Origin of the sequence: Paenibacillus sp. 1-18 (genome assembly GCF_000520755.1) — a bacterium.
GTDB classification, from domain to species: Bacteria; Bacillota; Bacilli; order Paenibacillales; family Paenibacillaceae; genus Paenibacillus; species Paenibacillus brasilensis.
On record NZ_ASSB01000196.1, the window covers coordinates 35,947 to 49,945 of the forward strand.

Annotated in this window: 14 protein-coding genes; 9 read left to right on the plus strand and 5 right to left on the minus strand. The window is 49.3% G+C overall.

Annotated elements, in window-relative coordinates; genetic code table 11:
• Positions 1-410: 410 nt before the first annotated feature.
• The 5 genes from L693_RS0112080 to L693_RS0112100 all read left to right on the plus strand — a co-directional run bounded on the left by L693_RS0112080 (position 411) and on the right by L693_RS0112100 (position 5,202).
• The gene (locus L693_RS0112080) at positions 411-869 is read left to right on the plus strand and encodes a chemotaxis protein CheX (RefSeq protein ID WP_025717462.1); all 459 of its coding nucleotides are present in this window, start codon (positions 411-413) and stop codon (positions 867-869) included.
• A 40-nt stretch (positions 870-909) separates the two neighbouring features.
• Entirely contained in the window at positions 910-1,689 is a 780-nt protein-coding gene (locus L693_RS0112085; protein ID WP_025717463.1) for an SDR family NAD(P)-dependent oxidoreductase, read from the plus strand.
• 121 nt (positions 1,690-1,810) lie between these two features.
• Entirely contained in the window at positions 1,811-3,196 is a 1,386-nt protein-coding gene (locus tag L693_RS0112090; protein WP_025717464.1) for a DEAD/DEAH box helicase, read from the plus strand.
• 33 nt (positions 3,197-3,229) lie between these two features.
• Positions 3,230-3,976, plus strand: a complete 747-nt coding sequence (locus tag L693_RS0112095; RefSeq protein ID WP_025717465.1) for an ABC transporter ATP-binding protein — start codon at positions 3,230-3,232, stop codon at positions 3,974-3,976.
• 2 nt (positions 3,977-3,978) lie between these two features.
• On the plus strand, positions 3,979-5,202 hold the full coding sequence (locus tag L693_RS0112100) for an ABC transporter permease (protein WP_025717466.1): 1,224 nt from the start codon (positions 3,979-3,981) through the stop codon (positions 5,200-5,202).
• 113 nt (positions 5,203-5,315) lie between these two features.
• On the opposite strand, the gene L693_RS31400 is transcribed toward L693_RS0112100, so the two are convergent.
• Positions 5,316-5,432 carry a YjcZ family sporulation protein gene (locus tag L693_RS31400; protein ID WP_208811956.1) on the minus strand — a complete coding sequence of 39 codons (117 nt, stop codon included), beginning with the start codon at positions 5,430-5,432 and terminating at the stop codon, positions 5,316-5,318.
• Positions 5,433-5,636: 204 nt separating this feature from the next.
• Between L693_RS31400 and L693_RS0112110 the strand changes: the two genes are divergently transcribed.
• A complete protein-coding gene (locus L693_RS0112110; RefSeq protein ID WP_025717467.1) occupies positions 5,637-6,914 on the plus strand; it encodes an ATP-binding protein in 1,278 nt (425 codons plus the stop codon).
• A 103-nt stretch (positions 6,915-7,017) separates the two neighbouring features.
• Here the strand turns inward: L693_RS0112110 and L693_RS0112115 are convergent, their stop codons facing one another.
• Entirely contained in the window at positions 7,018-8,316 is a 1,299-nt protein-coding gene (locus tag L693_RS0112115) for an aminotransferase class I/II-fold pyridoxal phosphate-dependent enzyme (protein WP_025717468.1), read from the minus strand.
• 102 nt (positions 8,317-8,418) lie between these two features.
• Complete coding sequence (locus tag L693_RS0112120) at positions 8,419-9,279, minus strand: methyl-accepting chemotaxis protein (RefSeq protein ID WP_025717469.1); 861 nt, start codon at positions 9,277-9,279, stop codon at positions 8,419-8,421.
• A gap of 127 nt (positions 9,280-9,406) precedes the next feature.
• On the opposite strand from L693_RS0112120, the gene L693_RS0112125 reads away from it, so the two are divergent.
• Together L693_RS0112125 and L693_RS0112130 are read left to right on the plus strand one after the other, a co-directional pair.
• Positions 9,407-9,688, plus strand: coding sequence for a hypothetical protein (locus L693_RS0112125; protein ID WP_025717470.1), 282 nt, complete (start codon positions 9,407-9,409; stop codon positions 9,686-9,688).
• Between the two features lie 103 nt (positions 9,689-9,791).
• On the plus strand, positions 9,792-10,577 hold the full coding sequence (locus L693_RS0112130; protein ID WP_025717471.1) for a helix-turn-helix domain-containing protein: 786 nt from the start codon (positions 9,792-9,794) through the stop codon (positions 10,575-10,577).
• A 198-nt stretch (positions 10,578-10,775) separates the two neighbouring features.
• On the opposite strand, the gene asd is transcribed toward L693_RS0112130, so the two are convergent.
• On the minus strand, positions 10,776-11,573 hold the full coding sequence (gene asd / locus L693_RS0112135; RefSeq protein ID WP_025717472.1) for an archaetidylserine decarboxylase: 798 nt from the start codon (positions 11,571-11,573) through the stop codon (positions 10,776-10,778).
• A gap of 88 nt (positions 11,574-11,661) precedes the next feature.
• Complete coding sequence (locus L693_RS0112140) at positions 11,662-12,789, minus strand: YheC/YheD family endospore coat-associated protein (protein ID WP_025717473.1); 1,128 nt, start codon at positions 12,787-12,789, stop codon at positions 11,662-11,664.
• A 207-nt stretch (positions 12,790-12,996) separates the two neighbouring features.
• Between L693_RS0112140 and L693_RS0112145 the strand changes: the two genes are divergently transcribed.
• Positions 12,997-13,999, plus strand: a 1,003-nt coding sequence (locus tag L693_RS0112145; RefSeq protein ID WP_025717474.1) for a glycosyltransferase family 4 protein, incomplete at its 3' end; no start/stop codon positions are given.

Sequence of the window (13,999 nt, forward strand, 5' to 3'; positions counted from 1 at the left end):
TTCTTAATTCTGTCGCAGCCGTATAGACTGAGTATTGTTGGCCAATTCACCTGTTCATATGTAAAACCGTCGATATGCTTGATTTCATTAAATTATAGGTTATTCGGGCAGGAAGGGCAATGAATCAAAGCAGAGCATCGTGAAATATGGTATATTGGGAAACAAAGACTAAAGTCCTGATATTCATCAAAAATAACCAGTTTAATTCTGATGGGAAGTGGGATATAGGACATTATTCACATTTTTTGTGATTTGGCTATAAAAAATTGCCGGGAAGCTGTCGATAAGTGATAGAGAGAGTATTTTGTTGAGGGTCGATTCGTTTGTAACCTTAATTAAATTAAAAATTCTAATTAAAATGGGACTTTTGTTGTATGTCTAAAAGCCCATCGTAAAGGGGCGCAATGATCGTGAAGGCAGAAGTGATAAATCCTTTTTTGGAGTCGGCGCGACGGGTCATTGAACAACTGATCCAAGTCTCTCCCTCACCCGGCAATCTCGGTGTGAAAAATGTCGAGCTGGTAGATGACCATATTTGGATTATGATCGGGATGACCGGACAGCTTAGCGGAAATATTGTGTTCGGCCTGAATGAACAGGTGGCGCTGCGTATGGTATCAGCGATGATGGGCGGATTTGTCTTGACTGAAATTGACGAGATGGGAAAAAGTGCGATTTCCGAATTGGGCAATATGATTAGCGGTAATGCCAGTACGATTTTGTCCAGTCAGGGAATTGTTGTAGACATCACGCCTCCGCAAGTCATGAAATCGGAAAACTTGACTACTTTTGTACCTCAGCGTGCCCTTTTTATTCCGCTTACTGTGGAAGGAGTCGGTGAGCTGGATATTCAGGTGATGATCTCTTAATATTAAAGAAGAAGGTGTTCTTTAATATGGGGGGATGACCGTGAGTATATTGCAAGATAAGGTGGTTGTCATTACAGGGGCATCCAGCGGAATTGGTGCTCTCTGTGCACGGCTGTTGAGCGACAAGGGTGCGATCCCTATATTGACAGCGCGCTCGCAGGAGCGGTTGGAGCAGGTGTCTGCTGGAATCAGCGGCAGACATGAGCTGATCCCACTGGATGTCACCCGTCAGGAGCAGGTAGAGGCCGTCGCTGCCCGAGTATTGGAGCAGTACGGGCGGGTCGATATTTTGCTCAATAATGCGGGTTACGGAAAATTTGAGTATTTTCATGAAACAGACCTGACGGAGTTTGAACGAATGATGGACGTGAACTACATGGGAGCTGTTCGCTGCATCAAGGCGTTTTTGCCGCAAATGACAGAGCGGCGCAGCGGGCAGATTGTCAATGTAGCGTCTATGGCCGGGAAAATCGGGACAGCCAAATCGGCTTCCTACACAGCGACGAAGCATGCATTGCTCGGATTCAGCAATGCACTGCGGCAAGAGCTGCGCGGGAGCGGAGTGACCGTGACGACGATAAACCCCGGGCCGATTGACACGCCATTTTTTGAGCTCGCAGATCCTTCAGGCGGATATGTTCGTAATGTAGGCTGGTTTATGCTAAAGCCGGATAAGGTAGCACAGCACATGGTGAGGGCAATAGAGCTTCGTAGGGAAGAGGTTAATCTGCCGCGGTGGGTATCTCCTTTTCTCAAGCTGTATCAGCTTGCTCCCAGACTGACCGACAGGCTGGGTCATGGTGTGATGAACAAGAAATAAAAGATGTCCCAAAAGCCATGGGTATGGTGAGGGGCATCTTTTATTTTTGTGATTTGGTAACGGGGCTATTTTCGCATATAATGGAGAGTAACGAATTTACGTATAGGGGTTGGACCTTTTCATGACATTGAATTTTGAATCGCTTGGCATTGAGGCAGATCTGTTGACCAAACTGGCTGAGCATGAAATTACGCAGCCTTCGCCGGTTCAGGCGCAGGCTATACCCGAAATCATTAAGGGAAGGCATGTATTGGCGCGTTCGCAGACGGGTACAGGGAAGACACTGGCCTATTTGCTGCCGCTGCTGCAAGCGATTGACCCACAGAAAAAGGCTACACAAAAGATGATACTGGCTCCAAGTCAGGAACTGGCGATGCAAATTGTTCGCGAGGGTCAGCGTTATGGAGAGCATCGCGGAATCCGTGTGCTTGGTCTGATTGGCGGAGCAGCTATCAAACGCCAGATCGAGAAGCTAAAGGATCATCCGCAGCTTGTAGTTGGCACACCAGGACGTGTACGGGAACTCATTGCTGCGAAAAAACTGAAAATGCACAACATTACAACCATTGTTATTGACGAGGTGGACCAGATGTTCCAGCTCGGCGGAGCAGGTGATGTGAAGAACATATTGGGTACCGCCCAGCGTGACCGTCAATTGGTATTTTTGTCCGCAACGCTGAATGATGAGATTCAGGCGCTGGCGAAGCGTGAGATGAATGATTACGCGGAAATCGGCATTGATCCCGATCAGAAGACAGCCAGTGGACTGGAGCACTATTACTTTGTAACCGAAGAGCGGGATAAGGTGGATATGCTGCGTCGTCTGGTGCGTCATTTTAATCCAAGAAAAGCGCTGGTATTCGTGAATACAACAAATGCGATCGGGGAGATTGAAGCCAAGCTCAATCATATGGGACTGACTACAGCATCCCTGTATGGTGATGCGGATAAAGTCACGCGCAGCAACGTGCTGGCCCGATTCCGGGAGGACAAGCTCAAGGTGCTGATCGCTTCCGATGTGGCAGCTCGCGGTCTGGACATTGAGGGACTGGAGATGGTCATTCATTTTGATCCGGCTACGGACAGTCAAGCCTATGTTCACCGTGCAGGACGTACAGGACGTATGGGGCGCAAAGGACTGGTTGTGTCCGTTGTTACCGAACGTGAAACGTTCATTATGCGCAAATTCTCCCGTGAACTGGACATTAACATCACAGAGCGTGCGTTATATGGAGGACGTGTTGTGGTGCCGCGTCCGGCGGATGCCAAGCGTGCGCCTGTGAGACCATCCGAGTCCAGAACGACTTCTGACAGGGCGGAAAACGGCAAGGCGCCTGCTCGTAGTGAGAACGGACGTCCCGGCAGGGCTACCGCAATGGGTTCGGCTCCAGGCAAGAGCAAGGGAGCAGCTTTGTCCAAAGCAGGAAAAGCGCAGCGCGAGCGTGATCGTAAAAACAAGGGTGCGCCAAGATGGCTGAAGGAAAAAGGGTCGAAGCCGAACGAATAAGGACCGAACGGATAAGGGAGAAGAGGGGGAGCCATGGAACAACAGCCTGTATTGCAAATTAACGGATTGACTGGCGGATACAGTGCCAAGCGTCCGGTGCTGCATCAGATTTCGCTCGATGTAAAGCCAGGCGAAATGGTGGGACTGATTGGTCTGAACGGGGCCGGGAAAAGTACGACCATGAAGCATATTTTGGGTCTGATGACACCGCAGGCCGGAGAAATACGCGTGCAGGGACATAAGCAGGAGGAGAATCCCGAGCAATATCAGGGAGCCATTGCTTTTGTACCCGAATCTCCAGAGTTGTATCCTGAAATGACGGTGATGGAGCATATGGAGTTCACCGCCAGGGCTTATGGAGTCAGTGAAGCGGATTTCCGCACACGCAGTAATCAGATGCTGGATTTGTTCCGTATGCGAGATAAGAGCGGAAGCATGTCCATGCATCTTTCCAAGGGGATGCGCCAGAAAGTCATGATTATGTGCGCATTTTTAGCAGGACCGCCGTTGTATGTCATTGATGAACCATTTTTGGGTCTGGACCCGCTGGGTATTCGTTCTCTGCTTGACTTTATGCTGGAAATGAAGCGTTCAGGCTCGTCCATTTTGCTCAGTTCTCATATTTTGTCCACGATTGAAAATTATTGTGATCGTTTCATTGTGCTTCATCAGGGTACCATTATTGCACAGGGTACGCTGAATGAAGTGACAGCACAGGCGGGTAAGCCGGGCATGCCGCTGGAAGATGCATTTTATGAGCTGGTACAGGGCAGGGAATGAGCATGGACTTGCAACGTTTGCATAAAGAAAGACGTGTTGCGTTCTGGGGACAGGTGCTGCCCTATCTGGGCTATGTCATTCAGAGCGGTCTGGCAGTAGTCTTCGGCTTTGCGCTGATTGCTTTTGCTGCATGGTACACGTCGCTGCTGATGCATACTCCACCGGATTTGCCCATCCGCTGGATCATGCTGATTGTAGCTATTCCGATTGCTCATGCGAGCTTTCGCACGTATTTGAACGCGGCGGATATTGTCTTCCTGCGTCCACAGGAATATGCGATGCAGCATTATTTTAAGGCCAGCCGCATTCGGGGTGTGGTGTATAAAATATTTGGGCTGCTGCTGCTGTCCATTATCGCGTGGCCGCTGTATATTCGCAGCGATGCCGCACCTAAGCCGTTGCTGCTGACCCTGCTGCTGTTCGTGCTGTTGAAGCTGCTGTTCAGCTATGGCGGCTGGCAGGAGCTTCGCATCGTATCGGTTGGCGCCAGCGCAGGCTATCGCCTGCTTCGGTGGGTGTTGGCTGTGCTAATGGTAGCCGCATGGCTGTGGCAGCCTCCGTTGCACAGCTTGCCGTTTATCGTATTGGTCAGCGTGGTCTACGTGCTCGTTCTGCGTTTTCCGGTTAAGCTGTTAGTAGCTTGGGAAAAGCTGATCCGGACAGAAAGCATGCAGGCTGCTCGGGTGCTACGTACTTTAGGCTGGTTCGTTGATGTACCTGCCCTTACGCAGAGAGTAACTCCGCGCCGCTGGCTTTCCTGGCTGGGGGGCAATATACCGTGGGACAGAAAGGGAGCGTATCGCTATCTGCTGTTTAAGACGTTTTTACGTACAGAACCCGCAGGTATTGTTATTCGGTTAGGTATTTTGGGTCTGTTAATTATATATATCACCCATACAGGCTGGGTCGGTATTGCGGTGTATTTATTTTTTGTATTTCTCATTGGCGTACAAATCACTTCGCTAAGGCAGTATCACAAGGATTCGTTATGGCTTCAGCTGTATCCGATCCCTGCACATCATCGTCGTGCGTCTTTTCTGGACTTTGTCGTCCGAATGATGTTGCCCGCTGCTGTAGTCCTGTGGCTCCCATTCCTGGTGAAAGGAACTGAGGATCTACTATCTACGCTGCTGACGCTGGTTGGTGGAGTTCTTGTGGTATTTCTGATCCGGGGTACACAGGCGAAAAAATGGCGGTTGGACGGACAAGATGAGGAAGAGGTGTGATCTGGTCCAAATGAAACAAAGAAGAGGCTAATTCGCAAGCAGCAGGGGCTGTCTGCGGATTAGCCTCTTTCTTGCGTTTGCGCTATCGTCAGCCGTGGGTGCAGATACCCGTTTTAAATGAAGATCGTTCTACTGATAATAACTAATAAAATGAACAATACCAAAATGGTTCCTGTGCTTGTGAATGCGCCGTAACCACCGTAACCGCCTCTTGTTTCTTCTGCTCCCATGCCCATTCTCCTCTCGACATTGTAATAAAGGATACCCGTATCTTATGAGGCGGCTTCCCGGATGGCGTGGGCCAATGTTCGGATAGGTTGCCGAATCGCCTTATATTTTTTATCAGATACGGGAGTATAGAAAGGAAAAGATACTCATTAGCGAGAATAGAAGAAGTATGTAATCATTATCACTTGGAAAGTGGGAAAGACGAGATGCTGGTAGATAAGCTGCTCGTAAACATATTTCTTGTGTTTGTACCGTTGCTGGTATATAGCGCTTTGTCGGATCATCGACATATGAAACATGCCCCGTTGCTTATGGGAGGGGTGCTGGGCGTGTCTTCTGTGCTGTGCATTACTTTTGCGTACATTTGGTATGGCTTATACTGGGATCTCCGCTATGTTCCTTTGATTCTGTCCGTGCTATATTTTGGCCCAAAGGCAGGATTGCTGAATATAACAGTGATGGTGTTAGTTCGTATATATGTAGGTCCTGAGTCGATTCAAGTGGGGCTTCTCAGCATGATTTTGTGTTATCTGGGTCCTTTCTTGGTGAGAAAAAGGTTTATGCAGATCAAGGGTATGTTTTTACGGGTAGGCATCAATATGCTGATGAGTATATGGGCCAGCATGGTTATGCTGATCATTCTTCTGATACATTCCTGGGCTAATGGCAAGCTGGATAAGGATGAAATAGAACTGATCAAGATCATTTTCGGGTTTGGTGTGATTCAATTCTTAAGTGTTGGGGCCTCTTCATTCTGGATGGAGTTTAGTCTGGAACGGGAAGAAATGAGGAGAAAGATTCGACAGGCTGAGCGTATCAACACATTGGGTGAACTGGCTGCCTCTATGGCCCATGAAGTACGGAATCCGTTGACTGTCATTAAAGGGTTCCTGCAAATGGTTCAGTCAGGGCTGGAAGGAAAAAATCGCAGGTATATTGCTTTGGCGCTGGCAGAGGTAGATCGGGCTGAAAGAATTATTAGCGACTATCTGAACTTATCCAGACCGCAGATTGGCAAAACAGAGTTGATGGATCTGTCGGGCATGGTGCAACAGATTGTTCTGCTTCTAAAGCCGATGGCAACCAAGCAAGGGGTAAGACTGTACACAGAGCTGAGAAATGAAATATACGTACATACGGATCGTAACCAGCTGTTACAGGCGTTAGTACATGTGACGAGAAATGCAATTGAGGCTGCGGAAGATGGAGGCAGGGTATACATAACGCTGGCAATTCAGGAAGAGAAGGCGTGTCTGAATATTAGGGATAATGGCAAAGGCATGAGCCAGGAGCATCTGGAGCGAGTGGGCACTCTGTTTTTTTCGACAAAAGAGGTAGGAACGGGTCTGGGAACGGCCGTCTCCTTTCGAATCATTGAAGCAATGAACGGGAGTATACGCTATGAGAGTGAGCCGGGAGTCGGGACCAAGGTGATTATTTTGCTGCCGCTGGCACAGGAAACCTTGCTCGCTGCTGAAGGTTAATCTGTCCGAGAGAGTGCTTGACAAGCACTCAGCGGATCAAAAAGCGGTATGCCGCAATATTCGGCATACCGCTTCATTATGTTATACATTTAGCCCGCTACCGTTAGGCGTTCAACAAATCCTGTGCGCCACGGTAAACAATGTCATACAAGTCTTCCAGATATTCTTCCTCAATGCAGGAGAACGCGATCCGGAGGTCGTGCTCACCCAGCGCAATCGTCCCTACTCCATATTGCTCCAGCAAATGTGTACGCAGCCGTTCGGCGGACAAGCCGTTCAGCTTGAGACACATGAAATAACCCGAGTTGAAAGGGTAGTAGCTCCATACATCTCCGTATTTCCCGCTATCAAGCAGTGCTTTAACCTTATTAGCCCGCCCCTTCATAATTTGGAACTTTTCTTGCTTTTGCTGCTCAAAATCAGGAGATTTGAGGGCATCCAGTACGAAGGTTTGGGACGGGTGAGGGCCACTCGAAATCGTTGCCCGGATAATCCCCAGTGCTTTTTGCTCTAGTGCGTTCAGTACATCCTGATTCTCGGAAGCAAAGGTAATAAATCCGACACGGAAACCCCAAACGTATTCTTCTTTGGTGGCTCCGTCGACTTTGACTGGTAAAATTCTCGGATGAAGTCCGGCTAACTGACCAAATAGCGATTCATGCAGGGAGTCCTCGAAGAACAGACCAAAATAAGCATCGTCCGTCACTACTACAACATTGATGCCTGCTTCTGCGGCTTCTTGAATGGCTGCAACAATCGCTTTCCCCTCTTCGGCGCCCGGTGTATAGCCAGTTGGATTGTTAGGGAAGTTCAATATAACGATCGCTTTGCCGTACTCTTTTTGCGCGAGCAGCGCATCACGCAGCCCCTCGCTATTAAAACGGTTGTCCTCCGTGAACAACGGGTAATTCACCAAGCGTCCGTGACGGCGAATCCCGAATGTCAGCTCATAATTTTCCCAGTTTTTGTCCGGATAAATGACGGCATCGCCTTCATCTGTGAACAGGTCGGCAACGATACTCAAACCGTGGGTCAGCGCGTTCGTAACTACGGGAAGGCCGAAGCCTTTTCCAGCCAGCGAAGGATTTTCCTTCAGCATTTTATCGCGCCATACGCTGCGCAGTTCAGGTTTGCCCGCAGGGGGAGCATAAGGGTATAAATCCTTGGGACTGTAAGCAGACAGCTTCTCCTGAATAACCTGCAAATGCATAGGACCATTGCCTTCAATAGCAATACCGATCGTAGCATTATATTTTTTGGCCATTTTTCCGGCTTCGGCAGATTGGCTCAAAATTCCTTCTTTTGGAAAATAAATTTCTTTACCTAAAAGGGAAAGCATTTGATATACATGCTCGTTGCCTGACTGAATGTTGTGGTTTAGCTGGGCTACCAGTGGATTCATTCCCGTTTCATCCTTCCAAGTCATTTTGATTACATATTATAGCATTACACTCGGTAAGCGTCACGCAAAAGCATTAAGGGGACGTAACTGAAAGTAAGCGGCTTAAATTGAGGATGCCAAATTTTCTGTAGTAGCAGCGATATGATCATAGGCTTTTTTTAATTCACTCATAGCATCCGAATTGGTGGAAATCTGATCCGTGATATCTTCAATTTTTTGCATCATCGACGACATTGCTTTTACAATTTCATTTATTTGAATGAAGATGTCTTCTGCGGATAGTTTGCTGGAGGCCGCCATTTTTCTAACTTCATTGGCGACCACCTCAAAGCCACGTCCCTGTTCACCGGCTCGGGCAGCTTCAATGGCGGCATTCAAACCTAGCAAATGAGATTGAGAAGCAATATCCTTGACAACACTAGTGACTGATTGGATACTTTTGAGCTGATCTCTGACTACTGCAGATTCCGTATTCAACTTTGCCATATGGTCTACAATCAGCTTCGAAGCTTCCAATACCTCATCCGTGTTAGCAGTCATTTCCTCCACCATTGCTATCAGCTCTGCCGTACTTTCCTGGAGAACGGTTTCGCGTTTCGTGATGTCAGTTGCTATCTTGATGACGGCCTGGACATGATCTTCTTTAAGGATAGGCATATAAGTTGCCTCTAGTGTTAACTTTCTTCCATCTTTTGTAACTCGTACAATTTTATCTTGAAAGGCTCTTCCTTGACGCAAATTACTCCATAAGTCAGCATACGCATGACTGGATACAAATTCTTGCAAGCAAAGCTGGCTGTGATGAATACCAACAATTTCATCAACCTTATATCCCATTGTACTAGCGAAAAGTTCATTGGACCAAGTGACTTGTCCTTGCGTGTCAAACATGATCATGCCTAAATTGTTTTGAATGGTTGATAAAACAGCTAATCGTTGATCAATTGTGTCTTTGTCTAACATGAATACCACACTCTCCTTGAGGTACCAGTACCTGATTTTTGATGTACAAATGTTGTCTGCGCTGCTGTTCTTTGCAATCCTGCTCCAGACGGTGCCAGCCCTCCTAAGATTCGGAGAGAGTAGTGGTATGCGGGAAGAACCCGCTCGTCAAAGACAAGCCGCTGAGCTGTTGCTGGCGAGCACCTTGACGGATCCATACGGCGCAATGCCTGAATGTTCCAAGGACACTAAAAAAGCACTTAACGACCGCTATATTTTATCAAGCTCTCGCGCAGTTGGGCAAGTTCCTTTTGTACAGCTATTGATCGCTGGTGCTCGCAAGCTGATTCAGCTTCATGCTAACTGTCAGAGAGCCTTTCTTGTGCCGAATCCGAGAGCGGTACGCCGAGTTGGACAGCCCCTACATTAACGGAGTTGCGCACACTAATTTTTTGCGTATTGGCGGCGCGGCGCTTATATTATTATTTAACGGGATAGAGAAATCCAAAGAATAGCAAAAGGAGGTGCAGATGTTGCTGGATACGTCTGCGTCATCGTTTATCCTGCTGCCCGCCTTTGCCAAAATTGTGTGCGAGCCGGGTTGGAAATGGCAGGTGCGCGAAAAGCCGATGCCAAACTATGATTTATTTTATGTATGGAGCGGAGAAGGGACGGTTGTATTAAACGGGGAAGCCTATCCGGTGAGCAAGGGCAGCTGCTTCCTGTTCAAGCCCGGGGATGATACCCGGGCCACACATAACCCGCAAAAGCCGCTTATACTGACTTATATTCATTTTGATCTTTCTGAGCAGCCGAAGCTTATCCCTGCAAGCTACCGCATGCTGGAGGAAACATTTGAGGTGGAGCATATGCTTGCCAGATACGTCCGTCTGCGCTTGGAGCGTGCTTACGGAGCTGAAGAGGAAGGCAGGCTGATCTTGAAGCAATTGATGATTCATCTGCTGCGTGCCGACCGTAAGGAGCCGCAGGAGCAGCAGGCCAGCAACCAGCTCACCGAGGTCATTCGGGAAACGGCCAACTATGTGCGTCAGCATCCGGGACTTCCTCATCGTGTCGAGGATTTAGCGGCACGGGCAGGGCTGTCGCCGCGTTATTTTTCAATTAAATTCAAGGAGCTGCTGGGCGTTTCCGCGCAATCTCATATAATCAGTATGCGGATTGAACGCGCACAGCATCTATTGTTGCATGCCGGGATGAATGTGACTGAGGTGGCAGAGGCCTTGGGATACCGAGATATCTTTTTCTTCAGCCGTCAATTCAAGCAATATACAGGGAAAAGTCCGTCCGAGATCAGGTGAAGCTATGATGGTGGACGAGCTGTTTCAGATTCAGGCCTATTGGACGCTATCAGCCAGAAGTGAAATGAGAGTATGGTTTTGAGAGCTACCGTATGAACGTATGACAATAAAGATACAACAAAAAGGACCTAGGCAATAATGCATTATTGCCGGGTCCTTTTTGTATGTGTAGCAGTCACGCACTGGCGGTAAACCCGGTTACGCTTTGGCATCATGGCGGAAGCAGCCGAGACGCTGCCCCATTCTTACCACTTCGCCCAGCTTCAACGCGGGATCTGGCTCAAACGTACCGTTTTCAGTCAGTAGAACGACAGTTGATCCAAATTCGAAATACGCGAGATCGTCACCTTTTTTCCATGAAACGGCTTGATCATCCGTATACTTGATGCTGCTCACGTTCATTGCACCCACTTTGACGATAGCCACCTCACCGTATTCATGAGCAATGTACGTAATTTGTCGCTCATTACGGCTAAGGACTCCCCTCATATGCTGCAAGCCGAAGTCATTTACGGGATATACCTTGCCGCGCAGATGCTCCTTCTCCACCAGTGTACCGGATACTGGCGCATGAATGCGATGATAATCCGTCGGGCTGAGATAAAGCACAAAAGCATAGCCGTGTGTGTACTTCTCAAGACGCGGCGAGCGGTTAAGCAGCTCATCCAGCGTATAATCCTGTCCTTTGACATTCAAGAGAGTGCCGGACGTAATTGATCCAGTGAAAGTAATCCGTGCATCCACCGGACTGGTCATCACCTGGGCGTTCGTATCAATCGGGCGCATGCCCGCTTTTAATTTGCGTGTAAAATAGGCATTCAGGGAGCGATATTCTTTCCAATCCTGTTCCGCCTCATGCGTCTGGATCTGGTACGTACGTATAAAGGTGGGGATAAAAAGTCGGCTTGCACCGCTTTGCGCGAAGGAGCCCACAATCCGGCACACCCACTTGCGCGATGATAGCTCCGTCATAAGCCGCAGCCACTGTTTTGCCATTACAGATCCCCCTTGTTCATTTCCGAGCCGTCTTGGCCGGAACCTGTCCGGCCGCTCTGAACTATATTGACACAGAATGTGACGTAAATCAATACAGTAGACGGCCCGGTGAACGTTCAGTGTCTGCTGAAGGCATCCGCTCAAGAAGCCAGCGGGCGTATGCCATTGGCTGAGTGTACGTTTCTTTCCAGACATTGTTCATACCTGCCTGGCTGAAGCCGTAGCGCTGGTCGCGACCATTGCACTCGATAAAAAAAACCTTGCCCTCCTGGGTAATTCCCAAATCCAAACCAACGTCGGCGAGACGGGGAAGGTTCTGTGCCAGACGATGAACGATTTGTAACGAGAGTCTCTCCAGCTCATTCATCAGGCGGGCTGTATTCGAAGTTTGAACCGCCTGTGCTTGTGACAACACCTCCAGTAAGGAACGGGCTGTACCACCCTGTGCCACATTGGAGACAAAGGTGTGGGAAGGAGCAATTTTGGCAAACATGCCTGTCACTCCCCATACGCCACCATATCCACGCTGAACGGTCACACGGATATCAAAAGGGCGATCGTCGCACAGAGCAAGCGGTATGGTTTCCTGTACGATGTGAGGCACATGCAGTAGCCGCTTATGCAGAAATAAAGGCAGTTCTCCGACATGTAAGCGCAGCGTGGACCAGCGCTCAGGCATAGCGGGATGAGCACATTGCAGGGTCCAGTGTCCATGGGAACGACGTAGACGCATAATTCCTCTGCCAACACTTCCACTGCTGGGTTTGATTACAACATCTCCGATTTGCTCCATCAGAGTATGGATTGAGGACAGGTTACCTTGCAATGTTTTGGGAAGGTGGATGCGCAACAACGGGTCTTCCTGCAAAATCGCATGTATATGGTCCTTGCGGAAACGGTTTTGTTCGTTAAAAATATAGATTCCCTTTTTTACCAGCCTGTTGATATCTCTGGCATTTTCATTATGCCGATAAAGAGTCCGATTGTGAATGACCGGTGGCAACGGAAGAGTCATCTGCCGATACTCGTTGCCGTGTTTAACAAAAGCCCGGCATGTTCCAGTCGCTATATGAATCTCTTCCAGATGAAGAAAGCAGGGGATGAGCCCATAGCTTAACCCGGCGTCTTCGTAATTGGCGATAGATTCATATCGTGTCTTCATGGCGGGAATGCCCCGGTAGGTTGCCGGGTTGAGCATGACACCGACATGCAACATGAGTATGTCCGCCTCCTTGTAGTCACTCCAACTGACCATACTGTGATTCTAGTCCATCATATGTATGAAAGATCGGCCAGGCATGGACGCTCGCCTTGCGGTGCGCCCAAAGTGAGAAGCCAGGCACCTTTGAGCGAAGGAGGCGATATGATACTAGATGAGTGTTGAAGGGTGTTGGAATAAGAGACGAAAGTAGGTGAAGGATGGATGCAGAGGCCCAAGGTAGCGGTCGTTACACCGGGCTCTTTTGTTATACCTTCGCCCCGCAGCAGTTCTGTGGAGCGGGTCATTGCCTGTATGGTACCATTAGCCAGCCATGAGCTTCAGGCACTGATCTATGGGATAAAGGGAGTAGAGGCACCGGATCATGGAGACGTGGACGGAGTCCCGTGCATGCGTTATACGCAAGGGGCAAGTTATATTCCCGAGGTGATTGCTGACTTGAAGAGGTGGTCACCTGCAGTAGTAGATGTACACAACCGCCCGACTGCTGCGTATGCCATTCGCGAGGCTTTGCCTAATAGCCGAGTAGTGCTGACTTTGCATTCGACCACTTTTATCCGTCAGCCCCATCTTAGACGGGAGGACATTGGCAGACTGCTGCTGCCGCTGGATCGGATTATCGTGAATAGCGCTTATTTGGGGGCAAGCGTCGCCGCCAACAGTCCTGCCATCGTTAGGGAACGCATCGTCGTAAACAAGCTGGGGATACATCCCGATGATTTTCTGCCACGCCGGACTCCAGTGGGAGAAGCAGTCAGAGCGGCGCGATTGGACGATTTCGGCTGGTCAGGTCGACGAATCGTGCTATACGCAGGCAGATTAATGCCGGGGAAAGGCGTGCACCGGCTGCTCAAGGCTCTGCGCCGGGTGGCTCGCGCGTGTCCGGATGTGCTGCTGCTCATTGCAGGCAGTGCCTTTTACGGTCACGACCGCCCCACACCGTACACGGCTTCGTTGCATCGGCAGATGCGTAAACTAAGATTGGGAAAGCACGTCCAATTTCTAGACTATGTTCCCCATCCGGCGTTGGCCTCGCTATATCAGCTAGCCGACGTGACTGTCGTTCCATCAGTGGAGGATGAAGCCTTCGGGCTGGTCAATCTGGAGGCTATGGCGGCAGAAGTGCCCGTGGTTGCTTCCCGTATCGGCGGCATTCCGGAGGTTGTACGACACGGCGAAACGGGCTGGCTTGTTAATCCATCCCCCG

What these genes read in the sequence shown, in the direction of transcription:
- L693_RS0112125 (WP_025717470.1), top strand. Translation starts at nt 9,407, where the DNA reads ATGCGGGAAGAACCCGCTCGTCAAAGACAAGCCGCTGAGCTGTTGCTG.
- L693_RS0112120 (WP_025717469.1), bottom strand. Translation starts at nt 9,279, where the DNA reads ATGTTAGACAAAGACACAATTGATCAACGATTAGCTGTTTTATCAACC.
- L693_RS0112095 (WP_025717465.1), top strand. Translation starts at nt 3,230, where the DNA reads ATGGAACAACAGCCTGTATTGCAAATTAACGGATTGACTGGCGGATAC.
- L693_RS0112115 (WP_025717468.1), bottom strand. Translation starts at nt 8,316, where the DNA reads ATGAATCCACTGGTAGCCCAGCTAAACCACAACATTCAGTCAGGCAAC.
- asd (WP_025717472.1), bottom strand. Translation starts at nt 11,573, where the DNA reads ATGGCAAAACAGTGGCTGCGGCTTATGACGGAGCTATCATCGCGCAAG.
- L693_RS0112140 (WP_025717473.1), bottom strand. Translation starts at nt 12,789, where the DNA reads ATGTTGCATGTCGGTGTCATGCTCAACCCGGCAACCTACCGGGGCATT.
- L693_RS0112110 (WP_025717467.1), top strand. Translation starts at nt 5,637, where the DNA reads ATGCTGGTAGATAAGCTGCTCGTAAACATATTTCTTGTGTTTGTACCG.
- L693_RS31400 (WP_208811956.1), bottom strand. Translation starts at nt 5,432, where the DNA reads ATGGGAGCAGAAGAAACAAGAGGCGGTTACGGTGGTTACGGCGCATTC.
- L693_RS0112100 (WP_025717466.1), top strand. Translation starts at nt 3,979, where the DNA reads ATGGACTTGCAACGTTTGCATAAAGAAAGACGTGTTGCGTTCTGGGGA.
- L693_RS0112090 (WP_025717464.1), top strand. Translation starts at nt 1,811, where the DNA reads ATGACATTGAATTTTGAATCGCTTGGCATTGAGGCAGATCTGTTGACC.